Source organism: Halarchaeum rubridurum (assembly GCF_014647115.1).
Lineage (GTDB): Archaea > Halobacteriota > Halobacteria > Halobacteriales > Halobacteriaceae > Halarchaeum > Halarchaeum rubridurum.
On record NZ_BMOO01000010.1, the window covers coordinates 15313 to 30928 of the forward strand.

17 protein-coding genes and 1 pseudogene are annotated in these 15616 nt (G+C 66.6%); 6 read left to right on the forward strand and 12 right to left on the reverse strand.

The annotated features are described in order from the left end of the window. Positions 1–51 precede the first annotated feature (51 nt). From IEX84_RS13795 to IEX84_RS13805, 3 genes are read right to left on the reverse strand one after another with little or no spacing between them, the layout of a single operon-like run. Positions 52–495, reverse strand: a complete 444-nt coding sequence (locus tag IEX84_RS13795) for a DUF6691 family protein (protein ID WP_188873141.1) — start codon at positions 493–495, stop codon at positions 52–54. Next, on the reverse strand, positions 492–998 hold the full coding sequence (locus IEX84_RS13800; protein WP_188873142.1) for a YeeE/YedE family protein: 507 nt from the start codon (positions 996–998) through the stop codon (positions 492–494). The genes IEX84_RS13795 and IEX84_RS13800 overlap by 4 nt, the downstream gene beginning before the upstream one ends. A gap of 2 nt (positions 999–1000) precedes the next feature. Next, on the reverse strand, positions 1001–2182 hold the full coding sequence (locus IEX84_RS13805; RefSeq protein WP_188873143.1) for an MBL fold metallo-hydrolase: 1182 nt from the start codon (positions 2180–2182) through the stop codon (positions 1001–1003). Between the two features lie 203 nt (positions 2183–2385). Between IEX84_RS13805 and IEX84_RS13810 the strand changes: the two genes are divergently transcribed. After that, a complete protein-coding gene (locus tag IEX84_RS13810) occupies positions 2386–2628 on the forward strand; it encodes a sulfurtransferase TusA family protein (protein WP_020220637.1) in 243 nt (80 codons plus the stop codon). 7 nt (positions 2629–2635) lie between these two features. Beyond that, on the forward strand, positions 2636–3214 hold the full coding sequence (locus IEX84_RS13815; RefSeq protein ID WP_021780055.1) for a DsrE/DsrF/DrsH-like family protein: 579 nt from the start codon (positions 2636–2638) through the stop codon (positions 3212–3214). Positions 3215–3526: 312 nt separating this feature from the next. Here the strand turns inward: IEX84_RS13815 and IEX84_RS14965 are convergent, their stop codons facing one another. Then, a complete protein-coding gene (locus IEX84_RS14965; protein ID WP_229732387.1) occupies positions 3527–4531 on the reverse strand; it encodes a uroporphyrinogen decarboxylase family protein in 1005 nt (334 codons plus the stop codon). Here IEX84_RS14965 and IEX84_RS13825 point away from each other — a divergent pair. After that, positions 4499–4863, forward strand: a pseudogene (locus IEX84_RS13825) (universal stress protein); the annotation flags it as partial. The gene IEX84_RS14965 and the pseudogene IEX84_RS13825 sit on opposite strands and share 33 nt — an antisense overlap. 4 nt (positions 4864–4867) lie before the next feature. Here the strand turns inward: IEX84_RS13825 and cruF are convergent. From cruF to IEX84_RS13850, 5 genes are all read right to left on the reverse strand, one after another. Next, positions 4868–5719, reverse strand: coding sequence for a bisanhydrobacterioruberin hydratase (cruF, locus tag IEX84_RS13830; protein ID WP_188873144.1), 852 nt, complete (start codon positions 5717–5719; stop codon positions 4868–4870). Further along, positions 5712–6539 carry a prenyltransferase gene (locus tag IEX84_RS13835; RefSeq protein ID WP_049933885.1) on the reverse strand — a complete coding sequence of 276 codons (828 nt, stop codon included), beginning with the start codon at positions 6537–6539 and terminating at the stop codon, positions 5712–5714. Before IEX84_RS13835 ends, cruF begins: the two co-directional genes overlap by 8 nt. Further along, positions 6536–8032: a phytoene desaturase family protein gene (locus IEX84_RS13840; protein ID WP_188873145.1), complete on the reverse strand. Its 1497-nt coding sequence runs from the start codon at positions 8030–8032 to the stop codon at positions 6536–6538. The genes IEX84_RS13835 and IEX84_RS13840 overlap by 4 nt, the downstream gene beginning before the upstream one ends. Further along, on the reverse strand, positions 8029–9048 hold the full coding sequence (locus IEX84_RS13845; RefSeq protein WP_199897062.1) for a phytoene/squalene synthase family protein: 1020 nt from the start codon (positions 9046–9048) through the stop codon (positions 8029–8031). The genes IEX84_RS13840 and IEX84_RS13845 overlap by 4 nt, the downstream gene beginning before the upstream one ends. 105 nt (positions 9049–9153) lie before the next feature. Continuing rightward, positions 9154–10758 (reverse strand): bacterio-opsin activator domain-containing protein, encoded by a 1605-nt coding sequence (locus IEX84_RS13850; protein WP_188873146.1) that lies wholly within the window; start codon positions 10756–10758, stop codon positions 9154–9156. A gap of 87 nt (positions 10759–10845) precedes the next feature. On the opposite strand from IEX84_RS13850, the gene IEX84_RS13855 reads away from it, so the two are divergent. Next, positions 10846–11505 (forward strand): DUF429 domain-containing protein, encoded by a 660-nt coding sequence (locus tag IEX84_RS13855; RefSeq protein WP_188873147.1) that lies wholly within the window; start codon positions 10846–10848, stop codon positions 11503–11505. 226 nt (positions 11506–11731) lie between these two features. After that, positions 11732–12124: a hypothetical protein gene (locus IEX84_RS13860; RefSeq protein WP_188873148.1), complete on the forward strand. Its 393-nt coding sequence runs from the start codon at positions 11732–11734 to the stop codon at positions 12122–12124. 3 nt (positions 12125–12127) lie between these two features. On the opposite strand, the gene IEX84_RS13865 is transcribed toward IEX84_RS13860, so the two are convergent. Next, positions 12128–12412 carry a hypothetical protein gene (locus tag IEX84_RS13865; protein ID WP_188873149.1) on the reverse strand — a complete coding sequence of 95 codons (285 nt, stop codon included), beginning with the start codon at positions 12410–12412 and terminating at the stop codon, positions 12128–12130. Between the two features lie 120 nt (positions 12413–12532). On the opposite strand from IEX84_RS13865, the gene IEX84_RS13870 reads away from it, so the two are divergent. Beyond that, entirely contained in the window at positions 12533–12901 is a 369-nt protein-coding gene (locus tag IEX84_RS13870) for a winged helix-turn-helix domain-containing protein (RefSeq protein WP_229732388.1), read from the forward strand. Positions 12902–13186: 285 nt separating this feature from the next. On the opposite strand, the gene IEX84_RS13875 is transcribed toward IEX84_RS13870, so the two are convergent. Together IEX84_RS13875 and IEX84_RS13880 are read right to left on the reverse strand one after the other, a co-directional pair. Next, on the reverse strand, positions 13187–13840 hold the full coding sequence (locus tag IEX84_RS13875; RefSeq protein WP_188873150.1) for a hypothetical protein: 654 nt from the start codon (positions 13838–13840) through the stop codon (positions 13187–13189). Positions 13841–14068: 228 nt separating this feature from the next. Then, positions 14069–15250 carry a tyrosine-type recombinase/integrase gene (locus tag IEX84_RS13880; protein WP_188873151.1) on the reverse strand — a complete coding sequence of 394 codons (1182 nt, stop codon included), beginning with the start codon at positions 15248–15250 and terminating at the stop codon, positions 14069–14071. Positions 15251–15616: the final 366 nt, after the last annotated feature.

Below are 15616 nucleotides of genomic sequence, written 5' to 3' on the forward strand. Positions count from 1 at the left end.
CAATTCTGCTGGCGTGGGGATGCGGTGTGGATGTGTTGAAACATGGGATGATTAGTTGACGGTGTTCGCGAGGCGACTGCGGACGTAGCCTTGCGCGTACGCACCGATGAACATCCCTGCGATCGCCCAGAGGATGGGGAAGTTCCCGATACCGACACTCGCGTAGGCAGCGCCCGGGCAGATGCCGGAAAGGCCCCAGCCGACACCGAAGATCACGCCGCCGACGACGACGTTCCGATCGAATTCTTTGACGCGCCGCGTGTACTCGGTTGCGGTCAGTGGCGCGCGATCAAGGAAGGTCGTCGCGAGGAAGAACGCGAGTCCCGTCACGACGGCAGCGCCGCCCATCACGAAGAGGAGGCCGAAGTCCTCGAACTGGAGGAAGTCTAAGACGACTTCGGGGCGGGCCATCCCGCTGATGGCGAGCCCGAGCCCGAAGACGAGGCCACCGACGAAGATGGCGGGCAGGAACAGCGCGCTCTCGCGCTCGCTCATGGACTCACCCCGAGGGCGGCGACGAGCTGTGCAGTCCCGATCGCGAACGCCATGAACGTCGCGACGTTCACGAGCGACGTCTCGGAGAGCGAGCCGACGCCACAAACGCCGTGCCCGCTCGTACAACCCTTTCCGAGGCGCGTCCCGATTCCGACGAGGACGCCGCCACCGAGGAGCCGCCACCATTGGACGTCCGTCGTCCACGCACTGGGATCGGGCGCGAGGACGAATCCCCAGAGGGCAGCGCCGGCGATAATGCCGAGTGTGAAGACGACACGCCAGTCACGCGATTGGACGTACTTGTAACGGTTGAAGCGTTCGACGCCGGAGACGTAGGAGAGCGTCGACTCAAGGAACGTGCTCGCGCCCGCGATAATGCCCGTCGAGAGGTAGATGATGGTGGCGCCGAGGCCAACCAGCAATCCGCCCACGAGATAGGGGAGGATTCCTCTCGGGAAGAGACCCTCAAGCCCGGACGCGAGAAGTGGAGTGAACGCATCCATGATTAGTTCGTCATGGCGTCTTCACTCGCCGCGCAGTTGTTCGGCCCGAGTTCGAGCTCGAACGCTGTCTCGTCGTCGGGCGCCTGCTGGCCGAGGTTCGTCGCGATGATCTTCTCGTGATTCGCGGGTCGCGGTGGCATGTCGGTGACGATGTAGTCGATGAACGTCTCTTGGTCCATGGTGAGGGCGTCCATCGTGTCGACGAGCGTCCCGAGGTCGGCAGTGTAGGTGTCGTCGTCGTTCGGTGTCGTGGCATCCGAGTAGTGGGCGGGTGCGATGACCGCGTCGTCGTCGAAGCGCTCGATGAGGGCCTGCAGACTCTCGTAGAGAGTGCGTGCGGCGTCCCTTGCGGCCTCGGGGTCTTCGAGGTCGGGACGCGCGACGCTCTCCGTGAAGAGGCCGTCACCGGTGAAGAGGACGTTCCCGATGCGGTAGGTCGTCATCCCCGTCGTGTGCCCAGGCGTGTGGATCGCCTCGACGTCGACATCGCCGATATGGAGGGTTTCGCCGTCCGCGATCGTCTCGTACTCACGGTTGTAGTCGACGCCACGAGCATCGGCCGTTTCGGGAAGAACGGCCGTCGCGTCGACCTCCTCGGCGAGGGCTCGGATGCCGGAGATGTGGTCGGCGTGGACGTGCGTGTCGACGGCGTAGGTGAGGTCGGCGCCGAGCGCGCGGGCGTCGTGCACGTACTCCTCGGTGAACGCCCGCAGCGGGTCGATAACTGCGGCTTCACCGTCGGACGCGACGAGATATGCGAGACAGCCCGAGGACGGCCGCCGGTACTGCGCGATGGTCGCATCACCGTCGGTGTCGAGTTCGACGCACTCGTAGATGCGCGCCCATCCCATCATACCACGTTCGAGGTGCTCGACGTTGTACCCGTTGTCTTCAAGCGTTTTGGCGATCATCTCGCTGGAACCGCCCTTCGCGCAGAGCACCGTGATCCGCTGATCGTCGGGGAGTCGCTCGTGGAGTTCTTCGGGAATGCCGTCGAGCAATTCGAAGTAGGGGTAGTTGACGCTCTCGACGCTCGCGCCGTCGATACGCCATTCCTCGTGGTCGCTCTCCGAGCGGACGTCGAGGAGGAAGACATCCTTGCCGGCGTCGATGCGTTCCTTCAGTCGCTCCGGCGTGACTTCCTCAACTGCGGCTTCGGTCGTCACGAATGCGTTGTCGCTCATCTCACTCCTCTGTATCGGCCGACCGCAAATAAGACTTTGCATAGTAGTACAATTACTACACAATACTCTATTTGCTATAATCTCATTATAGGCGCTTACACGACAGTAATAGGTTATCTGCGAGTTTGAGAGTGTGCAATAGGCGAACTACTACCGGTATGCTTTTCAGCGCAGCCCCAATATTGGGTGGTGAGGCCAATATCATGGTAGACTACGAAGTCACGGAGACGCTCGACGTGAAAGGACAGAACTGCCCGATGCCCGTCGTCAAGACGAAGCAAGCGACCGACAACCTCGACGAGGGCGACATCCTCGAAGTGCTCGCCACCGACCCCGGAAGCATGAGTGACCTCGGCGGCTGGGCCGAGACGACTGACGGCGTCGAACTTCTTGACCAGACGGACGGCGAGGACGTCTACACGCACTACGTGCGGAAGACGGAATGATCTAACAATGAGTACTGGCACACCATCTCCCGACGATGAGACTGACCCCAGTCGCGCAGAGCTGGAAGCGCGAGTCGAAGAGTTAGAGGAGACAACTGCAGACCTCAAGGCTGAGGTAGGCGACGGGCAGCCGAAGATGTCCATCATCGCCACCAAAGGGACGCTCGACATGGCCTACCCACCCCTCATCCTCGCCTCGACCGCGGCGGCGTTCGGCTATGAGGTCACCGTTTTCCACACCTTCTGGGGACTCGATATCCTCCACGAGGAACGTTCGAAGAGTCTCAAGCTCAGTTCGGTCGGCAACCCGAACATGCCCGTTCCGAACGCCGTCGCCGCGCTTCCCGGAATGGATCGAATGACGACGAAGATGATGGAAAAGCGCATCGCGGACAACGACACCGCGACCATCGAGGAGCTTATTGACACCTCGCTCGACATGGGCGTCGAATTCCAAGCGTGTCAGATGACCATCGACCTCATGGACTACGACGAGGACGACTTCTACGATGGCGTCACGACTGGTGTTGGCGCCGCCACAGCCATCCAAGACATGGCTGACGCCGACATCCAACTTCTCGTCTGACCGCCTTCGTTTCGTACCTGATCTTCAGTGAAGCGCTCATCACTTCGAGCAAAGTAGAATTGTTTATATTGAGCAATATAACAACTTCCCATAGAAGTATGGGGACAAGCCAGCGAAACGTTCGTCCTCGACGTTCGGCCGAGCTACAGCTACCACGAGACGCACACCCCAGGAAGCCACAAACTCCCGATCTATGACCATCTCAGCGGCGAGAATTTCATCAGTCTCGACGCCTCGTGAATCAACCGGATAAGCATTCGGACGCGCCATGAGGAGTGGGCCGTCGGAGCTAGTCGTCGCGCTGCCACAAATTCACACCCTCAGACACACGCGTTGCCTTTTCACTGTATGTTCACCGATCTGAGACAGTTTTCTATCCTGGCAGAGGCATCGACGGCAGGAAACCGAGTTAGGGGAGTGATTCGCAGGCTTCGCTGTCGCCGTTGCCATCGAGTCGGTGTGGATCACCAGCAGTCTGGTCAAGGGCTTGTTGGGCCTGGGCTTGCGTGCCGAAGTCCGAGCAGTCATAGTCACCATCTGGTGGCGGAGGCGGAACATCATCGCTCTCCCCTCGCGTCGTCGTGGACTGGGTTGTTTCGTCGAAGTCCCAGAGGCCGATTGAGAGTAGTTGGGCCTGCTGCTCGGCGTCGGCGAAGTCGCTCCGATTCGAGAACGAACTGTCGTAGAAACGGGCGTAGCCATCTTCGAGCATCTGCCGGTTGAAATTCGCCCCATTTGGCGTGTAGGCGTAGACGAGAAGGCGACCGTAGCTCCCACGGCGGTCGGCCTCCTGGTCAACCGCAATCTAGATTGTCTCACCGGCGAGCATCGACGCAGCGTGACTACTGGCCTTTCCGCCCCACTCCGAGTGTCAACGGTCCAGTCGGGGCTCACCGCATCCGGGTCGGCGTCGGCGAGCGCGTCGAGGCGGCCCGCCATGTTGCGCACGAAAAGGATGACGGGCGCATCGACGCCCGTGCAGATCCACCGATGGAGCGGCAGGAGGAACTCCCGGTAGTCCGCGGGCGCGAGTTCGCCGGCGTACGTGTCAAAGAGTTGGACGACGTCCGCGCCGTGGTCGATCTGGTACTGGAGTGAGGCGAGGACGGCATCCGCGATGACGTCGAGGAGTGACGCGAACGCGTCGGGATGGCGCGCGCGGAACTGCCGGATCTCGTCGTGGCGCGAGGAGCCGCTGGCGATGATGTAGGAGGCGAGCGTGAACGGGCCACCCGCGAAGCCGATGAGCGACGTCTCGTCGCCGACCGACTCGCGCAGGCGACTGAGGAGCGCGCCGTTGAACTCGCGGCCGCGCACGGCGGCGAGCTACGCGCTCTCTACGTCGTGGACGAATCGGTGTACGAGGCGTACAGCGGCGACGAGTACGTCGACGAGGCCGAGGGCCCGAAGCACGGCCTCAAGGAGGCGGGCGAGGCGGTGCGAGCGTCGACGTCACCGGCGAACTCCGGCGTGGCGACCCCGCGGAGACGGTCGTCACCTATGCGGAGGAGGTGGACGCCGACCTACTCGTCCTCGGGACGCGGCGTCGCTCCGAGGAGTACCGCGCGCTCCTCGGGAACGTCACCGATCAGGTGCTCCGCCTGACGGCGCGCCTGGCGGTCGTCGTGAAGACCGACGTCGACGAGTAGCCCGTCACCCCCACTCGCGCACGCCGCCCTCGCCGTCGCCGCGGGCGAGCGCGAGGTCGAAGCGGTCGGTGGCGAGGAGGCCACAGACGAGCGCGGCGGTGCAGAGCACGGGCACCCAGTTTGCGTACGCGAGGTTCACCAGCCCCCAGAGGACGACGAAGCTCACGAGGTCGTCGAGGGCAAACGAGCAGGCGTCGAGGCGTGCGCGCAGCGCCCGGTGGTCGAAGGCGACGTCGAGGGTGACGACCGCGACGCTCCCCGAGAGCGCCCACCCGAGGTAGTTCGAGAGCGGGATGCCGTAGTAGAGACCGCCGTCGGCGTACGACCAGAAGCCGAGCGCGACGGCGCCCGGGTCGAGCACGCAGTCGACGAGGAGGACAAGGCCGACGGCGGCGGGGAGGCGCAGGTGAGGGGCGCGCGCCCGCTCGCCAAGGAGCGCCAGCGCGAGGAAGTAGGCGTTCAGGACGAGCGGGAGGAAGAACAGCGGGAGCGCGAGCGGCACGCCCGCGACCATCGGCCCGAGTTCGACGCCGTAGCTGAACGCGCCGTAGGGCCACCCGGTCGTCACGCCGACGTGCTCGATCAGGTACGTGTAGCCGCAGAGCGCGGCGAGCACCGCGAGCGCGCGCCGATCGAGTTCGGGGCCGATCGCGGCGGCGAGCGGGAAGCGGAGCATCGCGGTCCCGAAGACGAGGAGCGCGGGGCTGAACGCGAGCCACGCGGGGAGGAAACCGCGCGCCCCGGCAAGGAGCGAGGCCGCGCCAATCAGCGGCGCCAGCACCGCGATGCCGAAGCGGTTCTCAGCGACGACGGTCTCGAGGCGCGCCTGCGCGGCGGTGCGGCGAGCGTCAGCCACGTAGGACCCCCCAGAGACCGGCACAGGTGAAGACCGCGCCAACGGCGGTGTTGAGCGCGGGAAACCACCAGTAGGCCCGCGAGAGGTCGACGCCCCGCAGGTCGAGCGCGAGCGCGAGGGCAGGGTAGAGCGCGAACAGCAGGCCCGCACGGGGATCGAGGAGCGCGAAGGCGCCCGCGGCGAGGAGCCAGCACGCCCCGCAGTAGGCCAGCGCGCGGCGCGCGCCGAGGACCGTCGCGGTGGTGCGCAGGCCCGCGCGCCGGTCGGGTTCGACGTCCGGGATCGCGGAGAACGTGTGCATCGCCATCGTCCACACCCAGCCCCCGAGGACGGCGAGGAGCGGCGGGAGCGACCCCGCGACCGCGGCGTACGCCGCGACGCCCGGGAGGACGTAGAGGCCGTTCGAGAGCGAGTCGAGCGGCGGCTTCGTCTTCAGGCGCGGCGGGGCGCTGTACGCCCACCCGAGGACGAGGAAGCCGAGGATCCACGGGGCGGCCCCGGGGAGCCACGCGGCGAGCGCGAGGCCGAGGAGGCCCGAGAGCGCGACCAGCGCGACGACGCCGCGCTCGCCGCGATAGCGCACTTCCCGCTCCGATTTCTTCGGATTCTCCGCGTCCGCCTTGGCGTCGTAGACGTCGTTGACGCCGTAGAGGTAGACGTTCGCGGGGACGAGGAAGTAGGCGACGAGGGCGAGGACCGGGAGCGAGAGCAGGTCCCCGACTCCGTCGGCGGCGTAGGCGACGCCGACGAGCGCTGGGCCGGCGAGGTAGAGCCAGAAGCGCGGGCGCGAGCGCCGGAGCGCGCGGGCGAGCCTGCTCATGCGTCGACGCGCGAGAAATCCTCCAGGACGGCGTTCGCGGCGTGCTCGCCGCTGATGAGGCACATTGGGACGCCGATGCCGGGCCGGGTGTACCCGCCGGTGAAGTAGAGGCCGTCGAGCGCCGAGGATCGGTGGTCGGGGCGCAGCGGTCCGGTCTGCCGGAGGGTGTGGGCGAAGCCGAGCGCGCTCCCCTCAGCGGCGTTGTACCTGGCGGCGAAGTCGGAGACGCAGAAGTCCTCCTCGACGACGATCCGCTCGCGGAGGTCGAGGCCGGTGTGGGTCCCGACATCGTCGAGGAGCAAGTCGCGGTACTCGGCGCGGATCGCGTCGCCGTCGTCCAACCCGGGCGCGATGGGGACGAGCGCGAACAGGGCGCTGTGGCCGTCGGGCGCGACGGCGTCGTCCGTCTCTGAGGGCGCGCAGAGGTAGTAGGCGGGGTCGTCGGGCCACGCTGGGTCGTCGAAGATCGCGTCGAAGTGCTCGTCCCAGCCGTCCGGGAGGACGAGCGTGTGGTGGGCGAGGGGGTCGAGATCGCCCTCGACGCCGAGGTAGAGCAGGTACGCGGAGGGCGCGTACGTTCGGGACTCCCAGTAGTCGGCGTCGTACTGGCGGTCGTCGGCGTCGAGGAGTTCACGCTCCGTGTGCGCGTAGTCGGCGTCCGAGACGACGGCATCCGTGCGCAGGATCTCGCCGTTCGCGAGTTCGGCGCGCATCTCGCCGCGCTCGCCCCGGATCGCCGCGACGGGGGCGCCCGTCCGGTAGGTGACGCCGAGGTCCTCCCCGAGGGCGACGAGGGCGTTGACGACGGCCGCGATGCCGCCATCGGGGTAGTGGACGCCGAGGTTGAAGTCGACGTGGCTCATGAGGTTGTAGAGCGCGGGCGTGTTCGACGGCGACCCGCCGAGGAAGACGAGCGTGTGCTGGACGAGCTGGCGGAGCCGGGGATGCTCGAAGTAGTCCGCGACGTGCTCGTCCATCGTCCCAAGGAGGCCGAGCCCGCGGGCGTTCCGGATCACGTCCCAGTCCACGTAGTCCCGGAAGTTCGGCCGGTCCGTGTAGACGAAGTGCTCCATCCCCACCTCGTAGGTCTCCTCGGACGTCGCAAGGTAGCGCTCGAAGGCCTCGCCCGCGCCGTCCTCGTACGACTCGAAGAGCGCCTTCGTCCGCTCGACGTCGCCGTCGAGGTCGACGCGGTCGGCGCCGTCGCCCTCCCCCTTGAAGAACACCCGGTAGTGCGGGTCGAGGTGCGTGAGATCGTAGTAGTCCGTCGGCTCGCTCCCGAAGTAGCCGAAGAAGCGCTCGAAGACATCGGGCATCAGGTACCACGACGGTCCCATATCGAAGCGGAAGCCATCGCGTTCGAGGACGCTCGCGCGCCCGCCGAGCCGTCGGTTCTTCTCGACGACCGTCACGTCCCAGCCGGCGTCGGCGAGGTAGCACGCCGTCGAAAGGCCGCCGAAGCCCCCGCCGACGACCGTGACCGACCGCGTCACTCTCCCACCCCCAGCAGGGAGGAGAGGGAGGCCGCGACCGAGCGCGCCCGGGTCCGCACCCCGTCGCCGCGCCGCGCGCGCTCCGTCCGGTCGCCCTTGACCGCCGGCACGTCGCTCGCGGCGTGGAACGCCGTCAGCGGGTCGCCCATCCGCTTCCAGTGGTACCAGGTCCGCGCGGTGAGCGAAAGGCGCCGCGGCGTCGACAGCGTCGGGCGCGCGGTGAGCGTGTCGTAGCCGCGCTCGCGGACGAGGCGGTGGTGGTCGGCGTACAGCACCGCGGCGCACAGCACTCCGAAGCGACACGGCTCCGGGAGGTAGCGGATGCCCGCGACCCCCTCGCGGTACAGCCGCTCAGTGCGCCGGAGCTCCGCGCGCATCGCCGCGGCGAAGCGCTCCGAGAAGGTGCACGCGCGGATCTCCGCCTCGGTGACGCCATGGCGCTCCAGCGTGGCTCGCGGGAGGTAGATGCGATCGTAGTCCCTGACGTCCTCCCGGACGTCGCGCAGGAAGTTCGTGAGCTGGAAGGCCTCGCCGAGCGCCTTCGCGTGCGGGCGAGCGCGATCGACCGTCTCCGCGTCCATGTCGTACGTCTCCATCATCACGGCGAGCATCATGTTCCCGACAGCGACGGCCGACCCGCGGAGGTAGGTCTCCAGCTCCTCGTGGGTGTCGTAGCGTCGCGTGTCGACGTCCATTTCCATCGCGTCAAGGAACGTTTCGATCTCCGACTCGGAAATGTCGTACGAGACGACGAGATCGCGGAAGGCGCGGAGCACGGGGTCGTCCGTCTCCGCCTTGCCGAGCGCGGCCGCGCGGAGGCGCGCGAGGTCGCGGCGCTGCTCGGTAGGCGTCGCCCCCTGCGGGTCGTCGACGACCTCGTCTGCGACGCGGAAGAACGCGTAGAGGACGTAGGTCGCCCGCCGGGCCCGCTTGGGGAGGACGCGGGTGGCGACGGCGAAGGTCTTGCCGGTCCGCTGCTGTATCGCCTTGCTCGTGGCGACGTCGTCAGAGGGGATCATTGGTGACAGTTGACCCACACGGGCGCCCGGTCGCGACCGGCCGGTCGGTGGCTCTCGACCATAGATAGCTCGCGGGCCGACAAAGGAGGCATACCTGACTAGTCAGGTATGCCGATCGAAGAAGGCGGCGAACACCTTGCGCTCCGCAGCGCGGAGGTGCTGGTGGAAGGTGGCGCGCGAGACGCCCATCGCCGCCGCGAGTTCGTCGCCCGTCGCCATGCGCGTCGAATTGTAGTAGCCCGAGAGGTACGCCCGCTGGAGCGCCGCGCGCTGCCGGTCGGTAAGGCGCTCCTCAATCGTCGCGGCGAAGTCGCGCGCCGTCGTCGGCGGCCGCTCGTCCTCGCGGTAGCGCACGAGTTCGACGCCGTCGTAGCGCTCGCGGACACGCTCGACGGCGGCGCGGGCGTCGACGCCCGCGGGGAGTTCGAGTTCGACGCGAGCCGCGCCGTCGGCGGCGTCGATCCCCTGGATCCGCACCCCGCGCGCCGCGAGGTCGGCTGGGAACGACGACGGCGGGAGGTGGAACTCGAACAGCGCGGCCTCGTCCGCGTCGCCGACCACGGCCGCGTCCGCGACCGCCGGCGACGCGTCCGCGGCCGCGAGGACGCGCTCGGCGCCCGCGCTCCCGTCGGCGGTGAAGAAGAGCACCGGCGTCTCCCCGCGGTACACCTCTCCGCGGTAGTCCAGCGATCCGTCGACGCGCGTCGCGAGGTCGACGGCGAACAGCGATCGGTCCCGGACGTCGAAGGCGAGCGAGACAACCTGATCGGCCGCCGCGAGCCGCCGCGACTCGTGGGCGTTCAGCGCCGTCGCCACCGTCCGGCCGAGCGACTCGAGCACCGTCGTCTCGCGCTCATTCAGCGCGCCGGTCTCCGCCGCGCACACCGTCAGCACCCCGTACGTCGTCCCGCGGTAGCGCAGCGGGACCGCCGCGACCCCGCCGGCGGCATCCGCGAGTTCCGCCGGGACACCCGCCCCGCCGTCGCCGACCGCAACCGCTCCCGAGTCAAGCGCCCGGACGACCGGGTGGTCGTCCACGTCGTGGGGGACGGTGAGGGCGTCCGCGTCGACCGACCCGCCGGCCCGCGCGCGCGGCCGGACGACTCCGTCCACGAGGTCGACCGCGCCGAGCCACGCGAACGCGTACGTCTCGGCGGCTGCGAGGCGCTCGCAGACCTGCCGCTCGATGGCCTCCCGGCTCTCCGCGCTGACAACCGCTTCCGTGACGTCGCTCAGGAGACCGTCCACCCGATTAAGGAGGTGATCGAGGTTCGCGCGCTCGCGCCGGACCGCGAGCTCCGAGCGCTTGCGCTCCGTGACGTCGCGCTGGAAGCCAACGAAGTAGCGCACGTCGCCCGCGTCGTCACGGATCGGCGCGACCTTCACCTCGTTCCAGAACACCTCGCCGTCCGCTCGGTAGTTCCGGAGTTCGACGACCGCCGACTCGCCCGTCTCGACCGCTCGCCGGAGGACGTCCACCCGCTCCGTCGCCGTCTCGGGTCCCTGGAGGAACCGGCAGTTCCGCCCGAGGATCCCCTCGCGCTCGTAGCCCGTGATGCGCTCGAAGGCGTCGTTGACGTAGACGAGGGGGTTGTCCGGTCGCGTCGGGTCCGTCATTGTGATCCCCACCGGCGCCTCATCCATCGCCCGCTCCTTCAGCGCGTCCGAGAGCGCCTCTCCGTCGTCCGTCCCGTGTCGGGATGCCATGCTCGACGCCCGAACGTCGAACGCGCAGACGTAAGAGCGATGCGCTCGCCCTGCAGGCTCTTGGCGCTCCGCGGCGTTACCGGGCGTATGACCGCCGCACCCGACACCGCCGTGGCCGTCGGCGTCGACTGGGGCTCGAACGGCTGGGTCACCGCCGTCCGCGACGCGGACGGTTGGGACGCCCGCCTCCATCCCTCGCTCCTCCCCGTCTGGCACGCCCACCGCGGCGCCGCGTCCGTCCTCGTCGATATCCCGATCGGTCTCCCCGAACGCGGCCGGCGCGCCTGCGACGTCCGCGCCCGCGAGGTCCTCGGGAGCCAGCGCCGCCGCGTCTTCCTCGCGCCCCCGCACGCCGCGCTCAACGCGCCGACCTACGCCGCGGCGAAGCGCCGCGTCGAGGCCCGGACCGACGGCTCGCTCACCACGCAGACGTGGAACGTCCTCCCGCAGGTCCGCGACGCCGACGTCCTCCTCGCCGAGCACCCCGACGCCCACGGGGTCGTCCGCGAGGCCCACCCGGAGGTCTGCTTCGCCGGCCTCGGCGACGGTCCGATCGCGCCCGCGAAAACCGACGACGAGGACGTCGAAGCGCGCCTCGACGTCCTTGACCGGCACGGCGACGCTCGCGAGGCCTACGAGCGCCTCGTCGCCGAGCGCATCGACGACCCGCCCGCGCACGGTCGCCGCTTCCGCGCGGGCAACCGCGACGATCTCCTCGACGCAATGGGCCTCGCGGTCACCGGGTGAACCGACCGCGGGACGCTTGAGACGCTCCCCACAGACCCGCCGCGCGACCCCGAGCGCGACGCCCCAATGGAGATCGTCCACCGCGACGTCTGAGCCATCGACCCCCCGGGTCGCAGGGCGGATCGCGGGTCGACGGAAACACTATGTGCCAAGCGCCGGTAGCGGAGTCTATGTGCCCCGATCCGGGCACCGTTTCAGATGAACTCGATCCGCTGAGCGTTGATAGTTGCGGACAGACGTCGAGTTGAGAGATTGGGTTTCAGATGAGCTCGATCCGCTGAGCGACGTCCTCGGAGAAGTCGGAGGTGTTGGCTTCGGTGTGCGATGCGCGGGTTGTCTCAATTTCCTCGTCGTTGAATTCCCGGTCAGCAAGTGTCTGCCGGACGGCGCGGTACTTACTCGTCGCGTCGGCGGTCGGGATCACGGGTCAGTCCTTCGAGGCGGGCTTGAGGGCGACGCGATTGTCTCCAGCCAGGATCTCCCGCCGCAGGTCAATGACGTTGAGGGGCTTATAGTGCTCTCAAAGGCCGGCAAGAAGAACTACATCGCCAGTCGGTATAGCGGTGCCAAGGAGACGGTAGAGAGGCTCGTGTTGAGCTTCGGTCTACGGTCGCGGTGACCGCTAGTCGAAGCCGAAGGGGATGTTGCCACCGTTGTCCTTGAGGAATTGGATGGCAGTGTCAGCGTCGCCAAGGCGAATGTTCTCGCGTGCGCCGCCGCCATAGGCTTCGATGGAGGCTTCGTTTTGCGGAATCATTTCGTCCTTGATGAGTTGGCGGCCGCGGCCCTCGGCGTGACTGGGAAGGGCGTGGTCTACCGCACGGTCGATTGACCACTTGTGGTCGCCAAAGACTCGGTTTCGGAGAAGCTTCTCGACGACACGGCATTTTATTTCAGAGTCGTCCATTTAGATAGATTCATCGGCGTATGTAATCACGAGCGGTTATTACTTAAGTGTGTTTACTGTGTCGAACGGGTTCGTTGTTTCTGCACAACGTTTTTAGCCTCGCATCTCGTTCACTGAGATATGTCCGAGGCCACACCGGTGCACGAGACCGAAGGCGGCGGGTCGCAGCTAAACGCCAGAAGCCCACTTATCACGCTGCTCAGCAGCCCAGCACGCGTGAAGATCATCGAAGCATTCGTCCAAGAGCGCGGGCGCGACCTCTCGGTTAGCGACGTCGCCCGACTTGCAGACACCGCGCGCAGCACGGTCTACCAGCACCTCGACGACCTTGAGGAGCTGGGCGTGATCGAGTTCGCCCGGAGCACGGGCGACGGGCACAGCAAGCGCTACCAGCTGAACGAAGACAGCGAGATCGCCGACCTCCTGTACAAGCTCGAGGGCGTGACGCTCCACCGGCTCCTCGAACTCGACGGCGAACTCGAGAACTAAGCTACACTCACTTTTTCAAGCCGACTTACGGCATTCCCCTGTCCGGCCGACGTAGGTGTCGTTGATGTAGATGCCGAACCAGTGACCGTTCAAGTTGGAGGTATCCGCAGCGACGGTGACCTCGAATCAAGTATATGCGCCATCGCCGTTCGCATCAATACCCGAAACACTGGCTGAATCAGCCGTACCGAACGGTTGATGTCGTCGACGTCACCGATGTCGTGTCCGCACAGCCAGCGAGCGTGAGCACCAGCGCGATTACGCCGGCCACCTTGCGAGACAGCATCAGTCAACGGCCTCGCTGAGTCGCTCACGCATATGCTCGCGGCGGAGCTGGCGGGCACGTTCGTCGGAGAGATAGTTTTCGAGGGCGACCGTTGAGTCGCTCGACCCCTGCTCGGCGGCGATGTCCTCGATGCTTTCGGCGACGTCCTCGACGGCCTCGGAGTACGCCGAGTACCAGAACCGACGCTCCATCTGTGGAACTGGTGGCTCGCCGCCGATCTCCGGAGGCAGGCTAGCACGAGTGACGAGGGCGGCAAACCGATTCCGGACGGTCTGGGTCGCGATGTGGCCACTCGCAGACTGTGAGGACGGGAAGAGGTGGTCGTTCCACTCCTCACGCTCACTCAGTTCGGTGAGGCGATCCTCCACGACGTCGACGCCATAGAGGAGAGAGACCTCGCCCGGGCCGTTCTTCCGCTCGTCGAACGCGACGAAGGGCGGGTCGGCGGTGAGAGCGAACTGCGAGGTGTAGAGGTCTGCGACCTCGCCGGAGCGGATCCCCCAGCCGCAGAGTGCGATCACGAGCAGGCGCTCTGCCACCGTCTCCGTTGCGTTGGTGAGCGCACGCACATGCGTGGCGTCGAGCGCGACCGGGTCGCCGTCGGTCTGGCGGTCCCAGTTGTACTCCTCGCCGACACCGGTGACGGGATTCACGCTCGCCCGCTGCCGGCAAAGAAGGTAGTCGTACCAGTGCGAGGCCGCTTCGTGGATGCGGGCGACAGTCCGGTCGGCGAGGTCGTCGTCGGCGTCGAACTGGTCGATGGCTGCCCAGGCGGCATTGATTGCCCCATCGACGGCGTCGGGTGCGTATGTGCCGGAAGCGCAGAGAATGGACTTGCGTGACTGTTTCGAGATCGTTGGGGCCTGATACTGGTGGTTTGTCTATGCTGAGTCGTCTCCGTAGAGGAGGTCGTCGACGTCCTCGGAGAGGTCGGAGGTGTTGGCTTCAGTGTAGGATGCGTGAGTGGTCTCGATGCTTCGGTGCCGGAGGATGTTCTGGGCGTCTTCTGCCGACAGCTCGGTGTACGCACGGTGGCCGAGTCCTCGACGGCCGCCGTGCGGCTTCAGGTACTCGCCGTCGACGGCGAGGCCGGCGTCCTCACAGAGCTGGCGCATCACGCGGCGGGCGCCCTCGGTCGTGAGCGCCGGCGGCGCGACGTCGTACTCGCGGAGGACCTCGTCAATATTGTCGGCGTTATCGAGAATCGTCTCGATCTCCTCGTCGTCGAACTCTCGGTCGGCGAGTGTCTGCCGGACGGCGCGGTACTTGCTCGTTGCGTCGGCCGTGGGGATCACCGGCCAGTCCTCCGAGGCAGGCTCAAGGACGCGCCGGTAGCGGTCAACTTTCTTCCGCGTCGTCGGCGGGAACTGCACGGTCTCGCGGTCACGAGACTTCCCCAGGACACGGATGGCCCCGTCGCCGAGGTCACGCCACTGGATGCCGTTGCGGTCAGAGTCGCCCGAGACAGCGAAGAGTTCGGCGCCACGCGCGCCCGTGTCCGCGAGGAGGTAAGCGATGGCCCGATCGCGGAACGCCCGCTCGTGGTCCCGTGCGTCGTCGTCCAGGGCGTCGTGTGCCTCCGTGTCGACGTAGCGAAGCAGTGCCTCGCGAGCGTCGGCCGACCAGAACTGCTGGCCCTGCTCGACTTCCTCTGTGTCCTCCGGGAGTTCGTCTTTGACGCGGTCGGGCTGCATCGGGTTCGTGGCGAGGAGTTGCTCGCCGTCGACACACCAGGAGAAGAACGCCCGGGCGATGTTGGAGTACGTGTGTGCGCTCGCGGCCGAGAAGTTACGGTCCGTATCGAAAGTGAGGGGGTGGGCCTCGTCGACGACGCGATCGTGGAGGTACGTCTGTACCCAGCGTCGGCAGTCATCGTCGTCGACGGCCTCAACCGTCTCGACGTCGCGGTGGGCACGAAGCCAGGCGGCGAGTTCGCGGAGGACAGTCGCGGTGTTCTCCCGGTAGCGATCCGAGTCGATGCCGCGCAGGCGTCGGTCGATGGCGTCTTCCAGGCGCGTCCCCTGGGGTTCACGCCCGTCATCGCCGGTCTGAGTTGGAGCCACGTTCTGTGCCTACCCCCACGGTCGGCCACACAATAAATCTGGTTGGTCTTACGACTCTAAGACAAACCAACTCCGTTTCGCCCCCAATCCCGTGTTTTCGGCTGGTAGCGATGTCGTAAATGCAATATTGGGGCTGATAAATCGCATACCGCTATACAGAACTATACCCCGCTGGAAGTTGAGACTACACCGGGTTTAGCGGGGCTGTGATGCATGGTTTCGGACGAATCGGTGAGTGAAAACTGCTTCAGATATCTCTCGAGACGGCCATTCTTGTTGGGATACCTACTACATGAGGATTTTCGGTCTCTTTCGGTAGCGTTGCCACTCAGACGACGCTCTATCACGGGTAGAGTACCTTACTAC